Here is a 24413-nt window from a genome sequence, read left to right on the forward strand (position 1 = left end):
TTACTATTGGCAAATTACATTCTTATTTCCATTTCGATAGGTTGGTTAGCTACTTCAAATTTTGCATCATTCCATTGCGGTGGTCCCATACTCATTACATTGTTTGATACACCATACATTTCCTTTGGCATTCCGTTGGGTTCAAAATCCATTTGTTTATTATCATTAGTATCATGGAATAAGCTTATTGCATAAACTCCAGGAGCAACATCCTTAAAGGTTACTACCGCTTTTCCGTCCTTAATTTTACTTTCAAGCCCTTGTATTGGAGCAGCTTTCATAAAAGTAGTTTCGTTGTATAATCCAAAAATTACATGTCCTTTGTCACTCTTTACAGGAACAGTTACTGTTATGGTAGTTCCTTCGTTTTTTGTTTCAGTAAGTGATGTTTGTGCGCTTACAAATAATGTGCTTGCTAAAAGCGCTAGTGTTGTGATAATAGTTTTCATCTGTATATAATTTAAGTTGTTTTTTATTTCTGAAACAAAGATGCAACGTAAATCTCTTTGGATACAATGAAAGCTACTCAACTGTAGTTTTAGTAGGATGAAGTGTATTGTACTAATTATACTTAAATAGATAACCCTTTAAAAGTTATCTATAAAAGCCCTCTAGCTTTTATTTCTAAGTACTTGTTAATTGTATTTACAGTTAGGTCTTCTGGTGCGGTTAGGATGCTTTGTATGCCATATTTTTGAAGTTCATTTACAATTAGCTTCTTTTCAAAAACAAACTTTTCAGCAATAGTTTTCTCAAAAATTTGGTGTGTAGTCTCAGCACTTTTATTTAAATAGGCTTTTAATTCTGTATTTTCAAAAAAGATAACAACTAGTAAATGTGTTTTTGCAATAGCTTGTAGATAGGGAAGTTGCCTGTGTAAAGCATCAAGTGTTTCAAAGTTTGTATAAAGTAATAACAAACTTCTTTGCTTTATATAGTGCTTTACGTCTATATACAACCGAGAAAAGTCGCTTTCTGAAAAATCTGTTTTTATATTATATAAGGTTTCCAAGAGAAGATTCATTTGCGCATTCCGCCTTTGTGCCACTACTCTATCTTCAACTTTTCTAGAAAAAGTAAACATGCCTGCTTTATCATGTTTTTTAAGTGCAATATTACTTATTACAAGTGTAGCGTTAATAGCATAGTCAAGAAGGCTTAATTTATTAAAAGGCATTTTCATAACTCTACCTTTGTCTATGACAGAATAAACAGGTTGTGATTTTTCGTCTTGAAACTGGTTTACCATCAGCTCATTTCGTTTGGCTGTTGCTTTCCAGTTTATATTTCTTACATCGTCTCCAGGAACATATTCTTTTATTTGTTCAAACTCCATTGTATGTCCTATTCTTCTAATCTTTTTAAGACCAAAGCGTTTTAATCTATTAGTAAAAGCAATGAAATCGTATTTTTTTAATTGTAAAAAGGAAGGATAGTTTGGCACCATTTGTTCTGCTGCAAATTGCTGTCTTCTAGCAGCAAACCCTAAGATTGAAGATGAGAAAACATTTAAATTTCCAAAGTGGTATTCTCCTCTTTCTGTAGGGTGAACAGTATAGGTAAACTTTTTTTCTTCTGAAGGTTTTAAGATTGTATTTATTTCAAAGTCTCTTCGTTGCCATTGTACTGGAAGCTCATCAATAATTTTTACAGATGTTTTTATTTGAAACCTGTTTATAAGTTGTATTTCTATATCATTATCATCTCCATTTGATAACTTTTCTGGAAGTATTCTAGAAGCTTGTATGCCAACTTTATTTCTATATAATAAGAGTATATCAAAAAGTAAAAAAGCAAAGCATAGTAATAATAAGAATTTACAGAGCCCAAATAAATTTTCAAAAAAGTATGAAAACACAAAAACTACTGTAAGCGAAAATAATACAGTAAAAAACCGTTTTTGCAGATACAAACTTTTAATAAACTTCTTCATTATTATTTATTAGAACTTTTCTATTTACAGTTACTTATCGAGGAATTTCTATTGCTTCAATAATTTGTGCAACTACTTTATCTGGAGTAATACCTTCCATTTCTCTTTCTGGAGTTAATAATATTCTGTGATTTAAAACTGCTGGAGCTATTTTTTTAATATCATCTGGAGTTACAAAATCACGACCATTAATAGCTGCCATAGCCTTAGAGGCATTCATAATAGCCAATGATGCTCTTGGTGATGCACCTAAAAAGAGATTGGCATTATTACGAGTGTTATCTGTAATTGCAGCGATGTATTTTAGTAAGTTAGGCTCTATAATTATTTTTTTAATAGTGTTTTGATATTCAGCTATTTGCGATGCAGTTAAAACTGGTTTTATTAGGTCTAATGCAACTTTATTTTCGCGGTTATGCTCATTTTCTAAAATTACTATTTCTTCCTCTAGACTAGGATATGGAACATTTATTTTAAACAAAAACCTATCTAACTGTGCTTCTGGTAAAGCATATGTTCCTTCCTGTTCTACAGGGTTTTGTGTTGCAAATACTAAAAAAGGAGGTTGCATTGCATACTTAGTCCCATCCATAGTGATTTGTCGTTCTTCCATTACCTCAAATAAAGCAGCTTGGGTTTTTGCAGGAGCTCTGTTTATTTCATCAATTAAAACAATGTTTGAAAAAACCGGACCTTTTTTAAATTCGAACTCACTTGTTTTTACATTAAAAACCGAAGTCCCCAAAATATCACTAGGCATTAAATCTGGTGTAAATTGAATTCTACTAAAGTCTACATCCATTGTCTTTGCAAGTAGCTTAGCAGTAACAGTTTTTGCAACACCAGGTACACCCTCTATAAGTGAATGCCCATCACTTAAGATAGATACAATAAGCATTTCTAGCATGTTTTGCTGACCAACTATTACTTTACCTAGTTCTGCTTTAATTTTTTGGACTGCACTTTCTAAGTCTTTAAGATCTATGCGAGAAGTAAACTCCATCCCTTTAGTTTCATCTTGTGGAGTTTCTTGTGCTCCTGTATTATTTTGTGAATCTTCCATAATTTATTTTGTAAAGGCTTCTATTAGTTTGTTTAAAGATATTAAGTCTGCTTCTGTATGCATTACTTTTTCTTTAAAGTGTTTTACCGTATTAATTAGTTTCTTTGTGTCATCAATATTACTTCCACTTTTTGATGCTAATTTTTTAATGAAGTTATCATCTAATTCATTTGTGTCTAAGTAATAGTTTGTGCGTATAAACTCTAAAAAGTAGGTGATTTTTTTTGCAATAATATTACCATAGTCTTTATGCTGAAAATATAAATCTCCTATGGTCTTAGTAAATTCTATAGATGAATTTTCAAGAGGTTCTACAACTTCGATAATTCTTTGTTCTCTCTTGCTTCTAAAAAGTACAAAAAGCAGTAAACTAGCTAAAAGTAAATAAATAGCCCATTTTAATGATCCTTGACTCAGTACAAATCGCATAGGCGATTCTACAATTTTTCTTCCAGACTTCATATAGGCATCTAAGTAAATATGGTCTGCTTCTATATACGAAAGTATTCCAGCTGCATACTCCTGGCTATCTCTAAGTAAATAGTAATTTGAAAATGCTTCAGGGACTGTATGGAGGTATATTTTACCCTCTCCATACCCAACTTTAACAAAATTAAGTTCATTAAGAATACTATCTTTTTCAGTAAAATAACCTAATGCTTTTGTTTGTAAAGTGTCTATTTCTGAAAAAGTAGTCTTATACAATCCTCTTTTAAATTTTGGTAAGGAGTCTGGTGTAAATGAAGTTGAAAATAATGTTGGTTTTAACTCTTCTTCTAAGGCTGTGTAATTAGTGTTTATGCTTACTTGTAAAGAGTCTTCTAATATATAACCAAAACTAGAAGCCGACATAAATGCAGTATTACCCTTGGAGACATAATTTAAAAAAGTTTCGGTTTGGGTAGCATCAAAATAGACGTAATTATTTATAAATAGATAAGCAGAGTTTTCTTTGTAATTAGTACTATCTTGAAGAAATACGTATGGATCTTCACTTACGGTTTCTAGAGTTTTGTTATTAAATAGGGATGGCAATTCTTCGTAAAGCACATAACCTCCAAAAGGTATTTTATCGCTAGATGTATAACTAGGACTCCAGTTAATTTCTTTAGGGCGTACTGTTTCAGTAATCACCAAGACTAATAAGGCAATACCAAATATTACGAGTATTCTTTTTGAACGCTTATCTAACATGGTTAATTTGTTTTGTTAAGTGTTCAAAATCTTTTTTTGCAATATCAAAACCAGCTGTATCTAACTCAAACTCTCCATACCAAATATTATCATATAAATAAGATGTTTGTTTATATGCTTTTTTTAAAGTTCCGTCCTTAATTTCTGTGTAATAGTCTGTATTAGTCTTATCATAATGCCAGTCTATCAAATTTTTCTGAGAAAGCTCCTTCAGGCTTTTTAGATACATATACCTAATTGCAAGTCTATAATTTCCTTGTTTAAGAGCCTCTTTTATTAATGCATCTAAGTCTATATTTTCAATATGCTCTTCTTGGATGTTAAGAGGAGCTAGTTGGGTGCTTTTTTTCGTAAAGAATGAAGACGGACTATCCCCAACCAATAATTTTATTATTATATAAACAGCTAAAATTCCAATAAGTGTATAAAAAAACAACTCTAGAAATTTTATCATTTCTGGACTTACATCAAAACCAAAAAAGTCTCCAATTTTTCTAAAAAACCAACGTATTGCTCTAAAGATAAAGTTCTCTGCTTCTCCATCCATAGTGTCATAATCAAACTCATTTCCAGTATATTTTTCTGAAAGTTTTTCTGAAAAACTTCTTTGAGAAACAAGACTACTGTCAACAACCACTCTAAGGCTATCTTGAGTAAAAGCTAATATCTTAAAAGGAATAAACCCTAATAGTGTTAATATGGCAGTTTTCTTATTCAATAGTAGCTCCTATTTGGTCAATTTTACTCCTTGTTACTTGGTTATAGGTTTGTTCGTGAATTGAAAAGTATAGAACACTATTTACAAACTGTGATAATGACTGGTTGAAGGTATAGACAATTAACACAATAGTACCTGCTAAAGTCCAGACAACTTTTGCTACTGCAGATTCAGCTAAATCAACACCAGCTTCCAAAGAAAAGAATGCGTATATGCCAATTAAAATGCCTGGTATCATAAGTACTACCATGAGTAAAATACTAAGTAATAAACTTACCACTAGGTTTACTAGAACACTTTTCCAAAAATATTTAAAAAGTAAATTCCATCCTTCACTTATGGCATCCATTAAGTCTCTATTTTCGTATAACATCGCCATAAAAGCCAATCCCATCCAAGCCAAAAAGCCAAGTTGTAATGCATAATAAGCAAAAGTCCCTAAAACAGGGATAAAAGATATAATCATCCCTATCACAAAAACGACCAAGAATAGTAAACCCGCAACGATAACAAATAAGATTATTTTTCCAAGATACTTTGAAACTAAGCCCCAAACTTTCTTTTTTTCAACTTCAGGAGTATCCTTTTTTTGATATTCTATACTATAAGAAGCTGCAAGACTATAATTAAGTATTGAAGTGATTATTAATAATGCAAAAAATCCTAATGCCCCAAATCCAAGATACATAGAACTATCTATGGTTTCTGTTACTGCTGTACCGCCTATTGTAGATTGCGTGCTTCGCATCATTCCAATAAAGCCTGTAACTAGTAGGTAGCTAACACCCAAGAAACCTAATAAAAAGATACCATTATACCGTATAAAAATATTGATAAATGGTTTTAGGTTTTTTTTGAAAAAGTCGAAATATACAGCAATTATCTCACCAATATCTCTTCGTTGTTTTAACTCAATATGATCCTGCTGCATAGTTTCTGTTCAGACGTATAGGGTAAATTATATAATAGAAAATAATAAGTGCTAAAGAACTAAAAATAATAGTCATTGCCAACCAAACAGGCATATTACTGTATCGTGTGATAAAGCCTTCAATAAAGCCTGCAATAATAAAAAATGGGATTGTACTTACCACCACTTTTAACCCATCTTTTGCTCCTTTCACAAAGGAGACTTTTCTGGAGTAGGTTTTCGGAAACAAAATACTGTTTCCCATTATTAACCCAGCACAACCAGCAATTACAATTACTGAAATTTCTATGGTACCATGAAGCCAGATCGTTTTTGAAGCTTCAAATAGCAAATCTCTATTGTAGAAAAAAGCAAAAAATGCTCCAAGCATTACACCATTGCTAAAGAGAATATAGCCTGTTCCTATAGAAGTAATAACACCTGCAGCATATGCAAAAATGGCTACTCGAATATTATTTATGGTAATGCCTAGAAAGGTACCTAACTCACCACCACTTTTGTAAATAGCAGTAGGGTCTCCATTTTCTATATTATCTAATGTTTTATTTACATAGGCATCACCCAGAATTAGTCTTACAAATGAATCGTCATTAATTGTAGAAATTACACCAATTGCTGTTGCAATTGCAAATAATAAGAATGTATAGAAAAGTGTTTTGTGGTATTGTTTAAAAAATAGTGGAAATTCATATTTCCAGAAACTCACTACTCTGTTTTTTGTCTCTTTTTTATTAATATAGATTTTTTGGTGTGCTTGTGATGCTATTGAGTTTAAGTATAGTAGTGTCTTACTCTCGGGATAATATGTTTGAGCATATGATAAGTCATTAGTTAGCTGGATATAGTAATCTGCTAATAAATCTGGACTTATTTTAGAATTTAACGTGATTGCCTTTTCAAAAGCAATCCATTTTTCCTTATTTTGCTTGACGAATGCCGCCTCCCGCATAGCGCATTTTTTTTATAAAGATAAACACTTGTTTTAATATGGCAAACTTAGCAATTAACACTACTCAAAATGTAAATCTTGACTATACGGTTGTAAGTGTTGGGGAGCGTATTTTAGCTTTTTTGATTGACTTATTATTGTTTTCGGTGTACCTCTACGTAGTTGAGTTAATTACCTCTGCAATGGGGCAAGCAATAAGTGATAATTGGACCATATTCGGAATTCAGCAATTACTGCTTTTACCCGTTATGTTTTATTCTTTATATATGCATATCCTTTTTAATGGTCGAACTTTGGGTAAGTGGATCATGAAAATTAGAGTTGTAAAAATAGATGGCAATCCAGTTCATTGGTCTAATTATTTAACGTTATGGATGCTTCGATTAGTCGATATCTGGATTTTTCTTGGCTCTATTGGGCTTCTGTATTTAATATTTACTGAAAAAAACCAACGACTTGGAGATATGGCAGCTGGAACTGTAGTAATATCTACAAAGCAAAAAACAAAGATTTCTCATACTATACTTGAAGAAATAGCCGAAGACTATACTCCAACGTTTCCTTCAGTTATAAATCTAACAGATAAAGATGCTAGATTAATTAAAGAGATTTATCTTGTTGCCTTAGGCTCTAGTGATTTTAAAACACTTAATGCACTTAGAAAAAAAGTAGAGTCTGTAATTGAAGTTGAGGCAGATATGTATGACAAGCCTTTCATAGATGTTGTTTTAAAAGACTATAACTTTTACACCCAGAACATGTGAGTTTATTTTTAATCATAGACATATTAGGGACCATTGCATTTGCTGTATCTGGAGCACTTACTGCTACAAGAAAAAAGATGGATTTGTTTGGCATCTTTATTATAGCCTTTGTAACAGCTGTTGGTGGAGGTACACTACGAGATGTTCTTATAGACGCTAATGTTGTGTGGATGCGAAACCTAACATTTGTTTATGTAATTATAATCTCTGCGATTGTTGCTATTATTTTTCGTGAAAAATTACAATATGTCAAAAGGTCTCTTTTTTTGTTTGATACTATTGGTATTGCACTTTATACTATTGTGGGAATTGAAAAAGGTATTGATGCTAATTTTCCACCCTTAATTTGTATTGCATTAGGTACTATGTCGGCTTGTTTTGGTGGTGTAATTAGGGATATTTTGTGTAATGAAATACCTATAATTTTTAGAAAAAATATTTATGCTACTGCTTGTATTTTAGGGGGTGTAGCTTATTTTGTATTACGTAAGTTTGGAGTTGGAGAAAACCTTGTTGTTATAATTTCTGGCTCAATTGTAATTACTATGCGATTATTAGCTGTTACTTTTAATTGGTCATTGCCTAGTATTTATAAAAAAGAGGTAGAATAAATTAGTTAATTATTTCAGTTTTAATTTTTACATTTCTAAGTGGCCATTCGCCTTCATCTCTTGGCAAGTTAGCAATTTTTTCAACTACATCCATTCCTTTAGTGACTTTTGCAAAGACTGTATAGTTACCATTAAGGTGACTGGTTGAGGTTTGTGGTCCAAGAAAAATAAAAAACTCAAAAGGCATAGTTTGTTTGTCTGGGTTTTCTCGGTATTGCTTAGCTCCAGAAACACTTCCATAGGTATGATTACGAGTTATCTCCGCTGGGATTAAATACTCATTCCCAATTTTAAATCTTTTTTTATTGGTATCTGCATTGTCACTATTTCCTCCCTGTATTATAAAGTTTGGTACCACGCGATGGAAAAATGTCTTGTCAAAATACCCTTGTTTTACTAGGTAAATAAAGTTGGCTCTGTGTAAAGGAGTGTCTTCGTAAAGTTCAATCTCTATATTACCATGTTGCGTAATAATTTTTACTTTATTTTCGGGGTTGTTTTTTTCATATTGGGTTAAAAATGATTCTACGTTATCACTTGTTATTTTTTCAAATACTGGCTGGTTATTAGTTCCTTTATTTGCTTCAGAAGAAATGCTATCCTTTATTTTTTCTGAAGTACTTTCAGTAGTTATTTTTTTTTCCTTTTTAGTATCTTCACAACTTGCAAAAAAAATTAAGCTCAGCACAAAAAACAGGTAAAAAGTCTTCATAGAATGGAATTTTCAAAATTTGAAAAACAGATTGTAAAAATAAGCAAAATGGAACTTCCTGGTGAAACCTCCCATCTAGAAATGGCACCTATTGAACGCTTACTCGAACTTAAAAAAAAGGCTAGAGGTAAAAATACAGCAAGAAAAGCAGCAGTCTTAGCATTATTTTACCCCTCTCAAAAAGATGAAACAACAAGTTTAGTACTTATACTTAGAAAAACGTATAAAGGGGTACATTCTGCTCAAATAGGTTTTCCAGGAGGGAAAGTTGAGAGTGATGATTTGGATATATTAGACACAGCATTAAGAGAGACAGAAGAAGAAATAGGGATTACCAGAGATAAGATAAAAGTTTTAAAAGAGCTTACTGAAATTTATATTCCGCCTAGTAACTTTTTTGTTCAACCATTTTTTGGTATTAGTAACCAGAAATTAGATTTTATTCCTCAAGATTCTGAAGTAGAAGCAATAATTGAAGTGCCACTTTCGCAATTTATGAATGATACTGTTTTAGTGACCAAAACGCTAACCACTTCTTATGCAATAGAAATACAAGTACCTGCCTTTTTATTAAACAAACAAGTTGTTTGGGGTGCTACAGCAATGATGCTCAATGAAATACGACTTATGCTGAAACAAATAATCTAACCTTTGTTTTTTTGTATCTTTGAACCCTAGACTTTTCTACTAATACAAGTAGTCTACAACATAAAAACCGAACATTTTACATGGGGCTTTTTAAAAAGAATCCTTTTGGACATATACTATTTATAAAACTGTGGTTAATACGCATTCTTGGTGCTTTAACCCACCGGAGATTTAAGGGGTTTAATAAACTTGAAATTGAAGGAAGTGATATTTTACGTAACCTTCCAGATACTAACGTCTTATTTATTTCTAATCATCAAACTTATTTTGCAGATGTAGTAGCAATGTTTCACGTATTTAATGCTAGTTTGAGTGGAAGGGAAGATAGTATTAAAAATATTGGGTATTTATGGAAGCCTAAACTTAATATGTATTTTGTAGCTGCAAAAGAGACGATGCAATCTGGACTTCTTCCTAAAATTATGGCATACACAGGGTCTGTTAGTATAGAACGTACATGGCGAGCCGAAGGTAAAGAAGTAAATCGTCAAGTAAAAATGAGTGATGTAAGTAATATTAAAATTGCTCTAGATGATGGTTGGGTTGTGACCTTCCCACAAGGAACTACTCGCCCATGGAAACCTATTAGGCGAGGTACTGCTCATATTATTAAAAAGAATAAACCTCTTGTTGTTCCTATTGTTATAGATGGATTTAGGAGGTCTTTTGACAGAAAGGGGTTACGTATAAAGAAACGCGGTATTTTGCAATCTATGGAAATTAAGCAACCCCTAGAAATAGATTATGAAAATGAATCTATAAATGAAATTGTAGAAAAAATTGAATACGCTATAGAGCAACATCCTTCATTTTTAAAGGTAATTCCGCAAGAAGAATTACAAAAGGAAGAAGAGTTAAACAAAGAAAGACAATGGAGATACTAATTTTGAAGCATCAAGAATAACTCTACTCTTTTTTTCAATACTATATAATTACCATTGGGATCTCCCATATTTTTAAATCTAAACCTCCATCTTTTTTAACTCCCTATAGTTGCGTTTAAGTCTCTTTAACAAAATACCATAGATAAGTCTATAAAAAAGTAATAAAAACCCAATAAATAAAATACCTACAATTGCTTGAGAGCCAAAGAAAACAGCTGTAAATGTTTCTGGTGGGATAGAAGCATAGCCATCAAAGTTTTGTTTCATTATTTCAAAAAGTCTGTCTTTTTCAAAATAGTAATAAATATTAATACCTATAAGAGCTAAGACTGATGCACCAACGTTATAAACAACAAAGTACTTTACTGTTTTACGAGTGTTTAATATATTTTTCATTAGTTGCCTACTCGTGTCTGTAACCTGAATTTTTTGATAGTTTCTGTAGAATAGGTAAATGAAAACTATAAAAACAGAATAGTTAATAATATTCACCACTAAGAATATATTTTTTAAGCCAAGCTCTTCATTAATTGCTTTACTAGATTCAGGAATAAAAAAGGATAGTGCTGTCCAAAATAAAATCTCAGCAATACTTATAAAGAAAATCCACTTCACTATAGAAGATGATTTTTTTAGTAACATTTTATAAATGTCATCATAGGACAAAGTAGGGAGCTGTTGCTCCGTATTTTTCCACTTCTCTTTTAATAATTCTAGTTGATCCATAGCTTTTACGGATTTAATATTTTTCTAAGTTTTCCTTTTATTCGGTTCATCTTTACCCTTGCATTTACTTCACTTATTCCCAATGTTTCCGAAATTTCTTTATAATTTTTATCCTCCAGGTATAAAAACACTAGAGCTTTGTCTATATCATTTAAGGTCTTTACGGCACTATACATTAGTTTTAATTGTTCTTCAATTGTATCGTCATATTCTTCGGCAGATATCTTAAAACTAACACCTTCGTAATCGTGTGTTTTTACTCTTCTTTTAGACTTTCTGTAAAGTGTTATTGCTGTATTAAGAGCAACTCTGTACATCCATGTACTAAACTTAGCGTCCCCTCTAAACTTTGGAAATGCTTTCCATAATTGTATAGTAATCTCCTGAAACAAATCATTGTGCGCGTCGCTATTATTTGTATATAACCTACAAATCTTATGCACAATGTTTTGGTTCTCTTCTAGCTGAGTAACAAAACTATGTTCGAGTTTTTTATTCAATGATTGATTGTTAGCTATTGCATTAGTAGGTAGTGAACTTTTATTGTTACACTATTTTAAAAAATAAAAAAGATTAGTGTCTCATTTATTTACTCCTTACCTTTGTAATAATAGTCATTTATAATGAATATACCTACTTCCTCTTTGCCTCGAATTATTGTTGTAGGTGGTGGTTTTGCTGGAATTTCTTTTATTAAGAAAATGAGAAAAGAAAAAGTACAGATTGTACTTTTCGATAAACATAACTACCATACATTTCAGCCTCTTTTATATCAAGTTTCTACTGCGGGATTAGAACCAGATTCTATTGCATATCCCCTTAGAAAAATATTCAGAAAGCATAAAAATTTTCATTTTAGGTTAGCAGAAGTTACATCAATAAACACCAAGGATTCAACGATAGAAACTACAATTGGTAACCTCTCTTATGATTATTTGGTGCTTGCAACAGGCACTAAAACAAATTATTTTGGTAACAAGACTATTGAAAAAAATAGCATGCCAATGAAGAGTGTCCCTCAAGCACTTAACATACGTAGTCTTGTGCTACAAAATATAGAAGAGGCAGACATTACTGAAGATAAAGAGAAGCGACTTCAGCTTCTAAACTTTGTAATAGCTGGAGCCGGCCCAACAGGAGTTGAACTCGCGGGGGCATTGGCAGAGTTTAGAAAAAGTATTTTGGCTGTAGACTACCCAAGCTTAACACCACAAGATATGCAAGTGCATCTTGTAGAAGGGGCTAATAGAGTTTTAAGTGCAATGAGTGAACATTCTTCAAAAAAGGCCAAACTGTATTTAGAAAAATTAGGTGTCACTATTCATTTAAATACATTAATTAATGGGTATGATGGGGAAATTGTCACAACAGTAAATGAAGACTTATCTTTTAAAACTAAAACATTTATATGGGCAGCAGGAGTTACAGGTGCGCCTGTAAAAGGTCTTAATGCTAAGGCTCTAGCAGAAAGAGCAAATAGATACAATGTTAATGAGTTTAATCAAGTAGAGTCATACAAAACTATTTTTGCATTAGGAGATATTGCTTTAATGCAGACAGGTAAGTTCCCAAAAGGACATCCTCAAGTTGCACAACCAGCTATACAACAGGGAGAACATTTAGCTAAGAATATTAAGAGAATAATAGACAATAAAAGCTTAATTCCCTTCTCTTATTTTGATAAAGGTTCTATGGCAACTATAGGGAGAAACAAAGCTGTTGTAGATTTAAAGAAGTTTAAATTTGCTGGGCCTTTTGCTTGGTTTGTATGGATGTTTATACATCTATTTTTTCTTGTAGGGTTTAGAAATAGAGTAGTTACCTTTTTTAACTGGGCGTATAATTATATTAATTATGACCGAGCTGCACGTCTTATTATAAGACCCTTTAAGAGAAAAAGTTAATTAACCTTGACAGGAATTGGCCCTCCAGAAAGTACAAAACTTCCTCCTATCTCATCAATATTTACATCTAGCTCATCACTAGTCTCTATGCTTTTTAGGTTTACGTCTAACTCATCATACGTATCAACACTTTTTATATTAACATTGAGCTCGTCATAGGTATTAATATCTACAATACGTACATCCATTGTGCTAGCTTCGTTTACTGGAACTAACATATAATCTGAAGTTACTTTTGGAGTAGTATTATTTTCTGAAGCAAATGCTTTGGGAAATATATCAATGGTTTCTATTGCATTAATTGCAAGACATATAGCAATAATTGTAAGTACGGCTTTTGTGTAAAGATCTGTTTTCATAGTTGAAAATTTTATTAGTTACTACAAAGTAAACTACATTAATTATTCCAAACTTTAAAAACTTATACTTTGTAGTAGGTAACCAGTCCAATATCGTTAGCTTTCCCTTTCAGTTTTTTTGCTCCTAAAGACTTTTTTGCTACTCCTTTAGGCAGCTTATATGCAATATCTCCAAACTCTGAAGAGGCTAAAATATCAACTTGAAGTTCATTGCACATTTCTTGTATTCTGGAAGTTGTATTTAGCACATCTCCAGAAAATGCAATGTCTCTTTTAAGCTTTCCAATCTCTCCAACCATTACATTCCCAAAGTGAAAACCAACTTTAAATTCTGGTACAACATTATACTTTCTTAGATACCTGTTAGATTTATAAGCAATAATTTTTTTCATGCTATAAAAACAACGAATTGCATTTCCGTTTTTTAAACCATGCTTCATTTTCCACGAAATTACCACTTCATCTCCTACATATTGATATACCTCTCCACGTGTTTGAACAATAGCTGGTGCGATATCACGATAAAAGTCCTTCAAAAAATTAAAGTACTTTTCCTCACCCAATTTTTCTGCAATGGTTGTAGCATCTCGTATATCTGCGAACATAAAAATTCGTCGTTCATTTTTAGGCATAAAGTATCGACCCATTAAATAATCTGGGAAAACGCCTGGTCCATATTTGTCATTTACAATAAGTACTATTAATGTGACCACAACAATAACAAGCCATATAAATAGGTTTTTTATAAATAACCAACTTCCAAAGAATAAGTAAACTTCACTTAATATATCTTCATGATAAAAAGGGAGTGAGAGGTAATCTGTGTAATAATAAAATGCTCCCAAAGCACTAATTGAATAAGCAGCAACTATATATATTACAATGATGTATAGTAATGCCTTCCAAAAAGCATACTTTCGTAGCCAACGCTCCATAAGGTTTACCGTAAATATTCCACCTATTAATCCTGCAATTACTCCTACTATCAAATTAGCAGTAAAAGAAGTTTTAAAGTCAAAGCTAGAGCTCAACACACCTTCGCTTTTTAAAGTAAAAAACTCATAAAAGAATATGAGATTAGAAATAAGTACCCAAGCAAATAAAATGTATAAGGCTCTTTTAGTATAATACCAGAGTTGTCTTGAGGTATACTTTTTAAATCTTGGTTCTTTCAATTGTTTAGCAGTTTTTATATTTATCGTGTAGTCCAACACCATTAATTATCATAGGTGTTATTTTTTCAATTCTTTTTTGTTTTGTTGCATCTCTTTTGGCTTCAGAAACATATCCAGCATACTCTCGTTGCTTCCCTGGGGTTAGGCCTTTAAATGCTTCATGGAGTGCTTTATTTTTAGAAAATGCATTTTGTAGTTCTTCAGGAATTATAACCTCTTTTTTACGTTCAACTTTTACTTCTTTTCCTTGTTTACAATTTTCGACCGCCTCATCTACGTACTTTTTTACTAGTTGGGTTTTAATTGTATCATTCTCTTCAAAACGCCATTGGCGTAATGCTTTTGTTTTACCTTCTTGTGCATTTACTAAAACTTTTTCATCATCTTTAAAAAAAACTCCTTGATGAAACCAAACTGCATAGTGGTTTTTAAAAGCTGCAATCCCCGCGACTAGCTTTCCATTTAGGCTATAAGTTGGACTTCCCCATTTTATTACTTCATCAAGCTCTGTGTCCAAAAAAATATTACGTAAAATAGTTAGTTGTGATGCCCATTTAGAATGCTTTGCTATATAGGCATCTATTTTTGCACTATCATTCATTTTGTTCCTGTTTTAATTACCAAGATACTATTTTTAGTTTTTCTGAAAATAAGATATTTTCACTTTATGATTAATTTACAATTCAGCTCCCTAATTATGCAATTGGGTATTATTTTTCTGTGTACTACAATCTTCTTAAAGATGTTTGTACTGTCAAATTAATCAAAAAGAAAATGAACTACTTTAAAACAATCATCCTACTATTATCTTTTTTTATCCTTTCTGAAGGTATTGCGCAAACAACTATTAGTGGAAAGGTTACTGAAAAAAATGGCACTCCTATTTTTGGTGCTAATGTATTTCTTGATGGTACTTACGATGGAGCTACAACTAACAAAGAAGGGGTGTTCTCTTTTGAGACCTTTGAAACTGGAATACAAACACTCACAGTATCCTATGTTTCTTTTGAAACATTTATGATGGCAGCAGATATTTCTCAATTAAAAAATGTCTCTATAGTATTAGCTGAGGATGTAAACTCCTTAGATACTGTTGTGATATCTGCCGGAACATTAGAGGCTAGCGATAATAGCAAAGTTTCTGTATTAAAGCCCTTAGATGTTGTGACAACTGCGAGTGCGCTAGGTGATTTTGTTGGAGCATTACAAACTTTACCGGGTACTACTACAGTCGCTGAGGATGGTCGCCTTTTTGTACGTGGAGGAGATGCTGGAGAAACTCAAATTTTTATAGATGGAATTCGAGTATTTACGCCTTATACGCCAACTACCAACAATATACCCACAAGAGGAAGATACAGCCCTTTTTTATTTGATGGTATTACTTTTTCAGCAGGAGGATACTCAGCCGAATATGGACAGGCACTCTCATCTGTTTTATTATTAAATACTATTGATGAACCCGATCAAGAAAAAACCGAAATTGCTTTAATGACCCTAGGTGCTGGCTTAGGAAACACCCAAAAGTGGAAAAACAGCTCGTTAAGTGTAAACACTTCCTACATTAATCTTGCTCCTTATATTGCAGCTTTTCCAGACAGAAATGATTGGCAAAAACCTTTTGAAGCATTAGCAGGAGAAACCGTTTATAGGCATAAAATAGGAGAGGGGTTATTAAAACTATATGCTGCTTTTGATACATCCAATTTTGAATTGACTCAAGAAGATATTAATGACCCATCTGGAGTTAATTTTAAACTTAAAAATGCTAATTTTTATACTAATGCGAATTATACTACAGACCTAAAGAAGAAATGGAAGTTGTTTACAGGAGGAAGTTTCACAACCGCAAAAACAAGAGTAGGTATTAATACAAGCGATATAGACGATACTGAAAATTCGGCTCACTTTAAAGTACGTCTCCAAAAAAAGTTTAGTAATCGTGTAAAACTTCGTTTTGGGGCCGAGCAATTTCTAACCGATTTTACTGAAGAATTTTCAGAGACAGATTTTAATATCAACTACGGGTTTAATAATAATATCTCTGCTGCTTTTGCAGAGAGTGATATTGTTTTTTCTAGAAAGTTTGCTGTTAAGTTAGGGTTAAGAGGTGAGTATAGCGACCTTTTTAAGCAGTTTACGATGTCACCAAGAGCTTCGGTAGCTTATAAAACTGGAAAAAATAGTCAATTCTCTGTAGCTTATGGTGACTTTTATCAACAGCCAACTAATGAAGTTTTAAAGTTTAATAGTTCATTAGAGGCAAGAAAAACCCAACATTATATTATAAACTACCAATATGTTGCTAATAATAGAATTTTAAGGGCAGAGTTATTCAGAAAAGAATATTCAAATCTAATCACATACGACACAGAATTTTTAAGCTTTGATAGTACAATAGGAACTAGAGGAAATGGTTTTGCACAAGGGTTCGATGTTTTTTGGAGAGATAATAAAACATTTAGAAATTTGGATTACTGGGTAAGTTACTCATATCTAGATAGTGAACGTAAGTATCAAAACTTTCCAACAGCTGCTGTGCCTTCTTTTGCAAATGCTCATAATGCTTCTTTGGTCACAAAATACTGGATGGAAAATTGGAAAAGCCAGATTGGATTTAGTTACCAATTTGCTAGTGGAAGAACATATACTAATCCTAATAAACCAGGATTTCTCCAAGAAAAAACAAAAGCTTTTAACAACCTTAGTTTTAACTGGGCGTATTTAATTTCACAACAAAAAATCCTGTACTTTTCTGTAAATAATGTACTAGGTTTTAATAATATTAATGGATATCAATATGCTAATATTCCTAATGCAGATGGAATGTTTAACAGAAGAACGTTACGTCCAGCTGCAGACCAATTTTTCTTTGTTGGTTTCTTTTGGACTATTAGTGATGACGGAACAGATAATCAACTTAACAATTTGTAAACTAGTTATTCTCTCCTGAAAGCTGTTTTAAAAATGGCTTATAAACTTCGTGTATCCCCTCAAACTTAATAATGTTAAGTTTGTTACCAAAAAGGTTGTTTCCTTTTAGGGTCTGCTCAGTTTTTCTAGCTTCGTTTATATACTCATCTTTATCTCCGTAGAGATAAGTAACATTGGTGTTTGGATGTAAATAATTAAAGTCTGTTGGCTCTAATTCAGTTGGAATAGCTCCAGAATGAAGGACAAGATGATTGCATTGTATTTTTCTGGTGGCTGCCCACCTAGTGGCTATAGATACTCCTTGAGAGTAACCTAAAATTATTAAATTGATAGTGTCTTTTTCAGGCTTTTCATTTTTCCAAATAGCATCAATATAGTTCAAAACATTTTTAGTTTCTTCAATGGTATTCTCTCTAGTAAGCCAAGAGGCACCAACATGCTTAAAATTTTTTCCTTGATAATATTTAGAAGGCGCTTGAGGTGCAATAACGTAGTTCTTTTCTTTAGAAATTTCAGAAAAATAACGTACAAAATACTTGCTTAAATACCCCATCCCATGAAATACTAGCCATACATTTTTAGTTTTTTCAGTAAAAGTATTTAGCGTCGTGTAGGTATTTTTGTTTGTATAAGTAACAGCTTTTTCTATAGACATAGTGGCATATTTTGTATTTTTACAAAGATAATCTATGTACAATGAAATACAGTAAAGAAGAAATTTTAGAAGGTTGCCGTAAGATGTGTAAAAATACGTTGATGGAGACTCTAGATATAGAGTTTATTGATGTTACAGAGGATACTGTAGTTGCAAAAATGCCAGTTACACCAAGAGTACATCAGCCTGATGGCGTTTTACATGGAGGCGCATCTGTTGCACTTGCCGAAAGTGTTGGGAGTGCAGGAGCTTTTATCTTTCTTAATGAAGAAAATGTTGCAATTAGAGGAATTGAGATAGCTGCAAATCATGTAAAAAGTGTAAAAGAGGGTTATGTATATGCAACAGCAAAAATTTTGCATAAAGGAAGAACTATTCAGCTTTGGCAAATAAAAATTACTAATGAGGATGAAAAATTAGTATCATTAATAAAACTAACTACGCTTACATTACGTACATAGAGTATGGAATACTCTAATCTAACAAGTAAAATTGAAGCAGCCTATGCTGCGAAAAGGCCTTTTGTGTTTTTCTCAAAACCTAATGAAGATTCTGCTACTGCTATATTTCCAACACTTGAGGTATTACACCCAGTTACTGTAAATAGTCATGATGGGTTTCTTTTCGCTCCTTTTTTATTAAAGGACAAGGTTTATTTGTACCCCCTTGAAGGAAGCGAAGTTTATACAACTACAGTACCCAATATTAATACATTAAAAACTACTGTTAAAATTCAAGAATCCAAGAAAACACTTAGTGATTATGAAGGCCTAATTAGTAAAACAATTTCTGAAATTAAAAAAACAAATTTAAAGAAAGTTGTTATATCTAGAAATGTATCTATTGACCTTAAAAACTTTAAAATAGACAATTTACTTACTAGGCTTTTTAATCTATATCCAGATGCGTACAGGTATATATGGTACCATCCCAATCATGGATTATGGTGTGGAGCAACTCCAGAGTTATTGTTAAAAACAGATGGTAGTGTGATTAATACTATAGCCCTAGCAGCTACACAAACTAACGGAGCTAGTATTTCTTGGACTGTAAAAGAAAAAGAAGAACAAAGCTTGGTGACAAGAGACATTTCTAGTCTTTTACAAAGTATAACTACAGCCTTAAATATTGGTAAAGCTAAAACTCATGTTGCAGGAACACTAGCTCATTTAAAAACAGATATCACAGGAGTACTTAATAAAGGAGTTCATGATGTTTCCAGCTTAGCAAGTAGACTACATCCTACGCCAGCTATTTGTGGAACTCCAACAGAAATGGCTAAAGATTTTATTCTTAAAAATGAAGGCTATGATAGGTCTTTTTATACAGGTTTTTTTGGAATTACATCAAACAAAGGACGAGTAGGAGAGGTTTATGTAAACCTTAGATGTATGAAAATTGAAAATAAGAAAGCAACTTTATATACAGGAGGCGGTATTACAGCTTCTTCTAAGCCTAAAGATGAGCGTATAGAAACACAAAAAAAACAGCAAACTATGCTGCAAGTTCTAGCACCCTTTCTTTAGTTATAACCATGCAGTTTGTACCTTTGTATAAATGCATTTTTCAGATAAAATTTTATCGCAAACTGTAACCCAATTGTGTTTAGACTCTGGGGTTACTTCTGTAGTGATATCTCCTGGGTCTCGCAATGCTCCCTTAACAATAGGCTTTACTTTAGACAACCATTTTAATTGTTATAGTATTGTAGATGAACGTTGCGCTGCTTTTTTTGCATTAGGCATCGCACAACAAACCCAAAAACCAGTTGCCTTAGTCTGTACTTCTGGTTCTGCACTACTTAATTACTATCCAGCTATTGCCGAAGCCTTTTATAGTGACATTCCTCTTGTTGTTATATCTGCAGATAGGCCAGAGCACCTAATTGAAGTTGGGGATGGGCAAACCATTATGCAAGAAAATGTGTATGGAAAACATATATTGTACAATGCTAATTGTAAAGAAGGCAAAAACTCTCAATCTTATAATGAAGAAGAGATTGGTAAGGCATTAATAAAAGCTGTTAACGAGAAGGGACCTGTACATATTAATGTTCCTTTTTCTGAGCCACTTTACAATACCTCTGAAAAAAGAAATATAACCACCTCATTAAAGATTCCTAAGAAAAAAACAACTTTAATTTATGATGAATTAGATAGTGTTTTTACTAATTGGAATAAAGCAGAAAAAAAAATGATACTCGTTGGAGTATTACCTCCTAATAGTATTGAAGAAAAAATAATAAACAAATTAGCCGCTAATGAAAGTGTTTTGGTACTTACAGAAACTACTTCAAACCTTAAACACTCTAACTTTATAAATGCTATAGATCAATTAATAGCGCCATTAACTCAAGATGGCTTTATGCAACTACAACCAGATATCTTGTTGAGTTTTGGAGGAATGGTAGTTTCAAAAAAAATCAAAGCATTTTTAAGAAACTTTCCGCCAAAATTTCATTATCATGTAGATGCCAAAAAAGCCTACAATACATATTTTACACTAGATAAGCATGTAAAGACTACCCCTTCTCTTTTTCTAAAGGAGTTACTAAATAAGTCAACACCAATTTCGAGCACTTATCGAGATACTTGGTTAGCTGTTAAGTCTAAAAGGCTACAAGGGCATAATACTTATTTAAATAATATCCCTTTTTCAGATTTTAGTGTTTATGAAAGTATAGTTAAAAACTTGTCAAAACCTTTACAACTTCAGTTAGCAAATAGTACAGCAATTAGGTATTCACAATTATTTACACTCCCTAGTGATGTTGAGGTTTTTTGCAACAGAGGCACAAGTGGTATAGATGGGAGCACAAGTACTGCAATAGGTGCTGCTGTAGCTTCAAAACTTCAGACCTTATACATTACAGGTGACTTAAGTTTTTTTTACGATAGCAACGCGTTATGGAATAATTATATCCCCTCAAATTTTAGAATTATTCTATTAAATAATAAAGGAGGCGGGATTTTTAGAATACTACCAAAAGCTAAGGAGTCAGCTCACTTTACTACCTTTTTCGAAACAAAACATGACTTAACGGCAAAGCAGTTATGTGAACTATTTAATTTTGATTATCTAGTTGCCAAAACCAAAGAACAAACAGAAAGTGCTTTAAAAGAGTTTTATAAGGTTTCAGAAAAACCGAGGTTATTAGAAGTATTTACACCTTCAGAAATTAATGATGAAGTGTTACTTTCTTATTTTAAAGCTATCAAATAAGTTAATTTTGAAGTATATTTTGTGACCAAGAATATGCCATTTCCATGGTTTCAAAAATGGCAATTGGTTTTTTAAAAAAGATGGCTTCTAATTTAGCATTTTCTCTTGCCTCCTCCCTATCTGCCACAATGCAAATTCCTTTAAGACTGGGGATTTTGCTTAAATATTTATAATCATTAGGGTTTAAAGAGTAAGAGTTTATTCTATTTGAGATTATCACAAAAGGTTTTAATTCCACTATTTTTAAACACTTGGAAAGCAATGAAGCCCCTGTTTTAAATGAGACAGATACGCCTTCATTCATTTCTGTGACTACAATGTTATCATAAAAATAGATGGTTCCTAAATCTGCAGATATAAACTCCTTGAGAACTACATCTTTAGGGAAATTATGGTGAAGAGTTGGTTTCATTGCCCGTGAAGTTACTAAAAAATTTATGATGATTTTATTTTTTTTGAGCCCAATTTGATAGTATAAATGGTAATTTTGTGACAATGATAACATTAGGAGAATACAACACTTTAAAAATTTTAAGAGAGACAGATCCAGGCTTATATCTAGGCGATGAAGAGGGAAATGACATCTTATTACCACATAAGTATAAACCTGCCAATTACAGCTTAGAAGATGAGTTAGAGGTCTTTGTTTATCTTGATAATGAGGAACGACCAATTGCTACTACATTAAAACCCTACCTTACAATTAACACATTTGGGTATTTGCATTGTAGTGATGTAAATAAATATGGTGCTTTTATGGATTGGGGAGTAGAGAAGCACTTGTTTGTTCCGTTTAGAGAGCAAGCCAGACCTATGAAGGTTGGAAACTGGTACATTGTGTATATGTATCTTGATGAATTAACAAAGCGATTAGTTGGTTCTAGTAAAACTAATAATTTTGTATCAAATGATGATGTGACCTTAGAACGTTATGATGAGATAAATGTGTTGGTTACTCATATTACTGAAAAAGGTGCTAATGTTATTATTAATGGAAAACACAAAGGTCTAATCTATAACGAAGATATTTTTGAAGATATCCGTTCTGGAGATACCTTTGTTGCTTATGTAAAAAAAGTTAGACACGATAATAAAATAGATGTTGTCTTACAACCCCCCGGTTATAAAAGTATAGAGCCAAACGCTAATTTTATTTTAGACGAATTAAAAGCTGCAGGAGGATTTATTGGATTACATGATAAGAGTGATCCAGAAGCAATTAAAAATGAATTGGGTATGAGTAAGAAGAGTTTTAAAAAAGCGATTGGTACACTTTATAAAGACAAACAGATTATTATTAAAGATGATGGAATAGAATTGGTTGAATAATTAATAAGATTGTGTCTATAAGAAAAACTAAAATCTTATAAAGTAAAATACAAAGCTTGTTGAATACTACTAACTATTTACTGATTTACCCGATATATATCCAATGGTGAACAAAAATAAACAGGTCTTTGTTCTTGATAGACTGAATTTTTCACACCATAATTTGTAGTTCCATTTCTAGAATTACTTCCATTAACCGAAAAAGAAAAGCTAAGCCCCTTTGGTGTTGCTTTTGTTTTACCATCCCATTTTTTTGTAATATAATTTTGTCTTTCTGCTAAAGCTTCAGTCATATTAACAGGCGTTCTATAATTCTCTTCATTCATTTTAAAAGTTGGTAATTGTGAATCAAACATTGTTGGAGACGTTGTTAATGAAAAAGTTGCTAAATCTTCAATAAGGGGAAGCGATTCAGCATCAATAGTAAAATAGCGAGTTTCGAAATCAAGCTGAGAAAACCCTGTAAACGGAATAAAAACGAATAAGAATAGTAGCTTTTTCATATCTATTTTGCATCAAATTTTAAGCCAAAATTATAAATTCAATTTTTTAGCAGTAGTTTGAGGTACAGCATCTTTATGAACCATAATACTTATGGTCTTAAGACGCATATAAGCTTCACTAAAATATACATATCCTCCATTGGCATTTCTGCTTTCATCTGTCCCCCAACTGTTTTTTACTTTGTAGTAGGTTGTGCCATTTTGGTCTTGTAATATCCCAGTAACATGCATTAAATGGTCATCTGTAGTAGTGTAGTTTTCAAACTCATCTTGACGATACTCTTGTGTAATATTCATTTCAGGATAAATACCTTGCAAGGCTTTTGCGTTATTATTTGCATCCTTAGGGATTACAGCTACTCCATCTTTTGAAGAAAATGTACGCTCACTCACATCACAATCCAACTCAACAGTATAGCCATTTTTAAGAGCGTAATCTATAGTGTTCATTAGTTCATCTAGTGGGACATTATAAAAACTTCCATAACTCCAATTATCTGGAATGTTTAGAATAAATGTTTTATAAAAAGGTGCGTGTGTAAATGAGGTAATAGTAACGTAATCCCTTGGGTTTATCTTAGTCAACTCTAAGAAGCTTTTAGGTGTGTATTGCTTTCCTTTATATGTAAATTGGGTAACATTTTTACCAAGATAAACATCCAAAACTCCCTCTACAGCATGTTTCCATTTTTTACTCAATTTTCTACCAGGGTTATCTACATATGTTGTGAGCATAGATTTTAATACTGCTACCATCTCTGCGTGATTGTGATTAGTTTCATTATCAGACAAACCATCAAAAGCCTCTTGCGGTACAAGCCCATATTTTGCAACCGAGTTAATAACATCATGTGCTAAGCCTCCTTCAGAAAATTGAGCTTTTCCCTGTCGCATCACAAAATTCTCTGCCTTTTTTGGGTAAGTGTTACGTACGGTGTACATTTCAGATAAATCAATTTGATTACCCGTAAGTCTAATAATTTCAGATTCTAAAAAAGAAGAAGTAGAAAAACTCCAGCACGTTCCTGTTCTTCCTTGACTAATTACCGGTGTAGCTTCTAGGTCAATAACTTCAGTAAACTTATAAGCTTCTTGGGCATTTACTGAAATTATAAAACATACTAAAAAGGAAACTGATAAACTGAATTTTAGAAATTTGAATTTTTTCATTTGGAAATTTTATAGAGTATCTTTGATGT

27 protein-coding genes are annotated in these 24413 nt (G+C 32.2%); 10 read left to right on the forward strand and 17 right to left on the reverse strand.

Annotated features, from left to right (window positions below; translation table 11 throughout):
- Positions 1–14: 14 nt before the first annotated feature.
- From RM538_RS11230 to RM538_RS11260, 7 genes are all read right to left on the reverse strand, one after another.
- Positions 15–449: a DUF2141 domain-containing protein gene (locus tag RM538_RS11230; protein ID WP_311333533.1), complete on the reverse strand. Its 435-nt coding sequence runs from the start codon at positions 447–449 to the stop codon at positions 15–17.
- A 149-nt stretch (positions 450–598) separates the two neighbouring features.
- Entirely contained in the window at positions 599–1933 is a 1335-nt protein-coding gene (locus RM538_RS11235) for a DUF58 domain-containing protein (RefSeq protein WP_311333534.1), read from the reverse strand.
- Positions 1934–1967: 34 nt separating this feature from the next.
- Positions 1968–2996, reverse strand: coding sequence for an AAA family ATPase (locus tag RM538_RS11240; protein WP_311333535.1), 1029 nt, complete (start codon positions 2994–2996; stop codon positions 1968–1970).
- Between the two features lie 3 nt (positions 2997–2999).
- Positions 3000–4190 carry a DUF4350 domain-containing protein gene (locus tag RM538_RS11245; protein ID WP_311333536.1) on the reverse strand — a complete coding sequence of 397 codons (1191 nt, stop codon included), beginning with the start codon at positions 4188–4190 and terminating at the stop codon, positions 3000–3002.
- Complete coding sequence (locus tag RM538_RS11250) at positions 4180–4908, reverse strand: hypothetical protein (RefSeq protein ID WP_311333537.1); 729 nt, start codon at positions 4906–4908, stop codon at positions 4180–4182. Before RM538_RS11250 ends, RM538_RS11245 begins: the two co-directional genes overlap by 11 nt.
- Positions 4901–5839: a hypothetical protein gene (locus RM538_RS11255; RefSeq protein ID WP_311333538.1), complete on the reverse strand. Its 939-nt coding sequence runs from the start codon at positions 5837–5839 to the stop codon at positions 4901–4903. The genes RM538_RS11250 and RM538_RS11255 overlap by 8 nt, the downstream gene beginning before the upstream one ends.
- A complete protein-coding gene (locus RM538_RS11260; RefSeq protein ID WP_311333539.1) occupies positions 5820–6788 on the reverse strand; it encodes a stage II sporulation protein M in 969 nt (322 codons plus the stop codon). Before RM538_RS11260 ends, RM538_RS11255 begins: the two co-directional genes overlap by 20 nt.
- Positions 6789–6826: 38 nt before the next feature.
- Here RM538_RS11260 and RM538_RS11265 point away from each other — a divergent pair, with 38 nt between their 5' ends.
- Together RM538_RS11265 and RM538_RS11270 are read left to right on the forward strand one after the other, a co-directional pair.
- Entirely contained in the window at positions 6827–7552 is a 726-nt protein-coding gene (locus tag RM538_RS11265) for an RDD family protein (RefSeq protein ID WP_311333540.1), read from the forward strand.
- Positions 7549–8163, forward strand: coding sequence for a trimeric intracellular cation channel family protein (locus RM538_RS11270; protein ID WP_311333541.1), 615 nt, complete (start codon positions 7549–7551; stop codon positions 8161–8163). The genes RM538_RS11265 and RM538_RS11270 overlap by 4 nt, the downstream gene beginning before the upstream one ends.
- A 1-nt stretch (position 8164) precedes the next feature.
- On the opposite strand, the gene RM538_RS11275 is transcribed toward RM538_RS11270, so the two are convergent.
- Positions 8165–8875 (reverse strand): peptidylprolyl isomerase, encoded by a 711-nt coding sequence (locus RM538_RS11275; RefSeq protein ID WP_311333542.1) that lies wholly within the window; start codon positions 8873–8875, stop codon positions 8165–8167.
- A 3-nt stretch (positions 8876–8878) separates the two neighbouring features.
- On the opposite strand from RM538_RS11275, the gene RM538_RS11280 reads away from it, so the two are divergent.
- Positions 8879–9523 carry an NUDIX hydrolase gene (locus RM538_RS11280; RefSeq protein ID WP_311333543.1) on the forward strand — a complete coding sequence of 215 codons (645 nt, stop codon included), beginning with the start codon at positions 8879–8881 and terminating at the stop codon, positions 9521–9523.
- Positions 9524–9603: 80 nt separating this feature from the next.
- The gene (locus RM538_RS11285) at positions 9604–10407 is read left to right on the forward strand and encodes a lysophospholipid acyltransferase family protein (protein ID WP_311333544.1); all 804 of its coding nucleotides are present in this window, start codon (positions 9604–9606) and stop codon (positions 10405–10407) included.
- Between the two features lie 78 nt (positions 10408–10485).
- Here RM538_RS11285 and RM538_RS11290 read toward each other — a convergent pair whose 3' ends face one another.
- Together RM538_RS11290 and RM538_RS11295 are read right to left on the reverse strand one after the other, a co-directional pair.
- The gene (locus tag RM538_RS11290; protein ID WP_311333545.1) at positions 10486–11133 is read right to left on the reverse strand and encodes a DUF8845 family protein; all 648 of its coding nucleotides are present in this window, start codon (positions 11131–11133) and stop codon (positions 10486–10488) included.
- Between the two features lie 5 nt (positions 11134–11138).
- Positions 11139–11633: an RNA polymerase sigma factor gene (locus tag RM538_RS11295; RefSeq protein WP_311333546.1), complete on the reverse strand. Its 495-nt coding sequence runs from the start codon at positions 11631–11633 to the stop codon at positions 11139–11141.
- Between the two features lie 123 nt (positions 11634–11756).
- Between RM538_RS11295 and RM538_RS11300 the strand changes: the two genes are divergently transcribed.
- Positions 11757–13037, forward strand: coding sequence for an NAD(P)/FAD-dependent oxidoreductase (locus tag RM538_RS11300; RefSeq protein WP_311333547.1), 1281 nt, complete (start codon positions 11757–11759; stop codon positions 13035–13037).
- Here the strand turns inward: RM538_RS11300 and RM538_RS11305 are convergent.
- The 3 genes from RM538_RS11305 to RM538_RS11315 form a co-directional block, all read right to left on the reverse strand.
- On the reverse strand, positions 13034–13396 hold the full coding sequence (locus RM538_RS11305) for a hypothetical protein (RefSeq protein ID WP_311333548.1): 363 nt from the start codon (positions 13394–13396) through the stop codon (positions 13034–13036). The genes RM538_RS11300 and RM538_RS11305 overlap by 4 nt on opposite strands.
- Before the next feature lie 62 nt (positions 13397–13458).
- Positions 13459–14571, reverse strand: a complete 1113-nt coding sequence (locus RM538_RS11310; protein ID WP_311333549.1) for an adenylate/guanylate cyclase domain-containing protein — start codon at positions 14569–14571, stop codon at positions 13459–13461.
- Positions 14572–14575: 4 nt separating this feature from the next.
- A complete protein-coding gene (locus tag RM538_RS11315; protein WP_311333550.1) occupies positions 14576–15172 on the reverse strand; it encodes a YdeI/OmpD-associated family protein in 597 nt (198 codons plus the stop codon).
- Positions 15173–15345: 173 nt separating this feature from the next.
- On the opposite strand from RM538_RS11315, the gene RM538_RS11320 reads away from it, so the two are divergent.
- Positions 15346–17505, forward strand: coding sequence for a TonB-dependent receptor (locus RM538_RS11320; protein WP_311333551.1), 2160 nt, complete (start codon positions 15346–15348; stop codon positions 17503–17505).
- A gap of 1 nt (position 17506) precedes the next feature.
- Here RM538_RS11320 and RM538_RS11325 read toward each other — a convergent pair whose 3' ends face one another.
- A complete protein-coding gene (locus tag RM538_RS11325; protein ID WP_311333552.1) occupies positions 17507–18160 on the reverse strand; it encodes an alpha/beta hydrolase in 654 nt (217 codons plus the stop codon).
- 41 nt (positions 18161–18201) lie between these two features.
- Here RM538_RS11325 and RM538_RS11330 point away from each other — a divergent pair, with 41 nt between their 5' ends.
- The 3 genes from RM538_RS11330 to menD are packed head-to-tail and all read left to right on the forward strand — an operon-like array spanning position 18202 to position 21382.
- The gene (locus RM538_RS11330; protein ID WP_311333553.1) at positions 18202–18621 is read left to right on the forward strand and encodes a PaaI family thioesterase; all 420 of its coding nucleotides are present in this window, start codon (positions 18202–18204) and stop codon (positions 18619–18621) included.
- Between the two features lie 3 nt (positions 18622–18624).
- Positions 18625–19686, forward strand: coding sequence for an isochorismate synthase (locus tag RM538_RS11335; protein ID WP_311333554.1), 1062 nt, complete (start codon positions 18625–18627; stop codon positions 19684–19686).
- Positions 19687–19717: 31 nt separating this feature from the next.
- Positions 19718–21382, forward strand: a complete 1665-nt coding sequence (menD, locus tag RM538_RS11340) for a 2-succinyl-5-enolpyruvyl-6-hydroxy-3-cyclohexene-1-carboxylic-acid synthase (protein WP_311333555.1) — start codon at positions 19718–19720, stop codon at positions 21380–21382.
- 1 nt (position 21383) lies between these two features.
- On the opposite strand, the gene RM538_RS11345 is transcribed toward menD, so the two are convergent.
- Positions 21384–21794, reverse strand: coding sequence for a hypothetical protein (locus RM538_RS11345; protein WP_311333556.1), 411 nt, complete (start codon positions 21792–21794; stop codon positions 21384–21386).
- 83 nt (positions 21795–21877) lie between these two features.
- Here RM538_RS11345 and RM538_RS11350 point away from each other — a divergent pair, with 83 nt between their 5' ends.
- Positions 21878–22711, forward strand: coding sequence for a CvfB family protein (locus RM538_RS11350; RefSeq protein WP_311333557.1), 834 nt, complete (start codon positions 21878–21880; stop codon positions 22709–22711).
- Positions 22712–22788: 77 nt separating this feature from the next.
- On the opposite strand, the gene RM538_RS11355 is transcribed toward RM538_RS11350, so the two are convergent.
- Together RM538_RS11355 and RM538_RS11360 are read right to left on the reverse strand one after the other, a co-directional pair.
- The gene (locus tag RM538_RS11355; protein WP_311333558.1) at positions 22789–23214 is read right to left on the reverse strand and encodes a hypothetical protein; all 426 of its coding nucleotides are present in this window, start codon (positions 23212–23214) and stop codon (positions 22789–22791) included.
- A gap of 30 nt (positions 23215–23244) precedes the next feature.
- Entirely contained in the window at positions 23245–24384 is a 1140-nt protein-coding gene (locus RM538_RS11360) for a C1 family peptidase (protein ID WP_311333559.1), read from the reverse strand.
- Positions 24385–24413: the final 29 nt, after the last annotated feature.

It is taken from the genome of Patiriisocius hiemis (assembly GCF_031846325.1).
GTDB classification, from domain to species: domain Bacteria; phylum Bacteroidota; class Bacteroidia; order Flavobacteriales; family Flavobacteriaceae; genus Patiriisocius_A; species Patiriisocius_A hiemis.

Bases quoted from the DNA above. Each gene is read 5' to 3' on its own strand.
- RM538_RS11360 (WP_311333559.1), bottom strand. From the start codon at position 24,384: ATGAAAAAATTCAAATTTCTAAAATTCAGTTTATCAGTTTCCTTTTTA.
- RM538_RS11245 (WP_311333536.1), bottom strand. From the start codon at position 4,190: ATGTTAGATAAGCGTTCAAAAAGAATACTCGTAATATTTGGTATTGCC.
- RM538_RS11305 (WP_311333548.1), bottom strand. From the start codon at position 13,396: ATGAAAACAGATCTTTACACAAAAGCCGTACTTACAATTATTGCTATA.
- RM538_RS11285 (WP_311333544.1), top strand. From the start codon at position 9,604: ATGGGGCTTTTTAAAAAGAATCCTTTTGGACATATACTATTTATAAAA.
- RM538_RS11330 (WP_311333553.1), top strand. From the start codon at position 18,202: ATGAAATACAGTAAAGAAGAAATTTTAGAAGGTTGCCGTAAGATGTGT.
- RM538_RS11235 (WP_311333534.1), bottom strand. From the start codon at position 1,933: ATGAAGAAGTTTATTAAAAGTTTGTATCTGCAAAAACGGTTTTTTACT.
- RM538_RS11265 (WP_311333540.1), top strand. From the start codon at position 6,827: ATGGCAAACTTAGCAATTAACACTACTCAAAATGTAAATCTTGACTAT.
- RM538_RS11325 (WP_311333552.1), bottom strand. From the start codon at position 18,160: ATGTCTATAGAAAAAGCTGTTACTTATACAAACAAAAATACCTACACG.
- RM538_RS11355 (WP_311333558.1), bottom strand. From the start codon at position 23,214: ATGAAAAAGCTACTATTCTTATTCGTTTTTATTCCGTTTACAGGGTTT.
- RM538_RS11335 (WP_311333554.1), top strand. From the start codon at position 18,625: ATGGAATACTCTAATCTAACAAGTAAAATTGAAGCAGCCTATGCTGCG.
- RM538_RS11230 (WP_311333533.1), bottom strand. From the start codon at position 449: ATGAAAACTATTATCACAACACTAGCGCTTTTAGCAAGCACATTATTT.
- RM538_RS11260 (WP_311333539.1), bottom strand. From the start codon at position 6,788: ATGCGGGAGGCGGCATTCGTCAAGCAAAATAAGGAAAAATGGATTGCT.
- RM538_RS11255 (WP_311333538.1), bottom strand. From the start codon at position 5,839: ATGCAGCAGGATCATATTGAGTTAAAACAACGAAGAGATATTGGTGAG.
- RM538_RS11320 (WP_311333551.1), top strand. From the start codon at position 15,346: ATGAACTACTTTAAAACAATCATCCTACTATTATCTTTTTTTATCCTT.
- RM538_RS11280 (WP_311333543.1), top strand. From the start codon at position 8,879: ATGGAATTTTCAAAATTTGAAAAACAGATTGTAAAAATAAGCAAAATG.
- RM538_RS11300 (WP_311333547.1), top strand. From the start codon at position 11,757: ATGAATATACCTACTTCCTCTTTGCCTCGAATTATTGTTGTAGGTGGT.
- RM538_RS11315 (WP_311333550.1), bottom strand. From the start codon at position 15,172: ATGAATGATAGTGCAAAAATAGATGCCTATATAGCAAAGCATTCTAAA.
- RM538_RS11345 (WP_311333556.1), bottom strand. From the start codon at position 21,794: ATGAAACCAACTCTTCACCATAATTTCCCTAAAGATGTAGTTCTCAAG.
- RM538_RS11275 (WP_311333542.1), bottom strand. From the start codon at position 8,875: ATGAAGACTTTTTACCTGTTTTTTGTGCTGAGCTTAATTTTTTTTGCA.
- RM538_RS11240 (WP_311333535.1), bottom strand. From the start codon at position 2,996: ATGGAAGATTCACAAAATAATACAGGAGCACAAGAAACTCCACAAGAT.
- menD (WP_311333555.1), top strand. From the start codon at position 19,718: ATGCATTTTTCAGATAAAATTTTATCGCAAACTGTAACCCAATTGTGT.
- RM538_RS11350 (WP_311333557.1), top strand. From the start codon at position 21,878: ATGATAACATTAGGAGAATACAACACTTTAAAAATTTTAAGAGAGACA.
- RM538_RS11290 (WP_311333545.1), bottom strand. From the start codon at position 11,133: ATGGATCAACTAGAATTATTAAAAGAGAAGTGGAAAAATACGGAGCAA.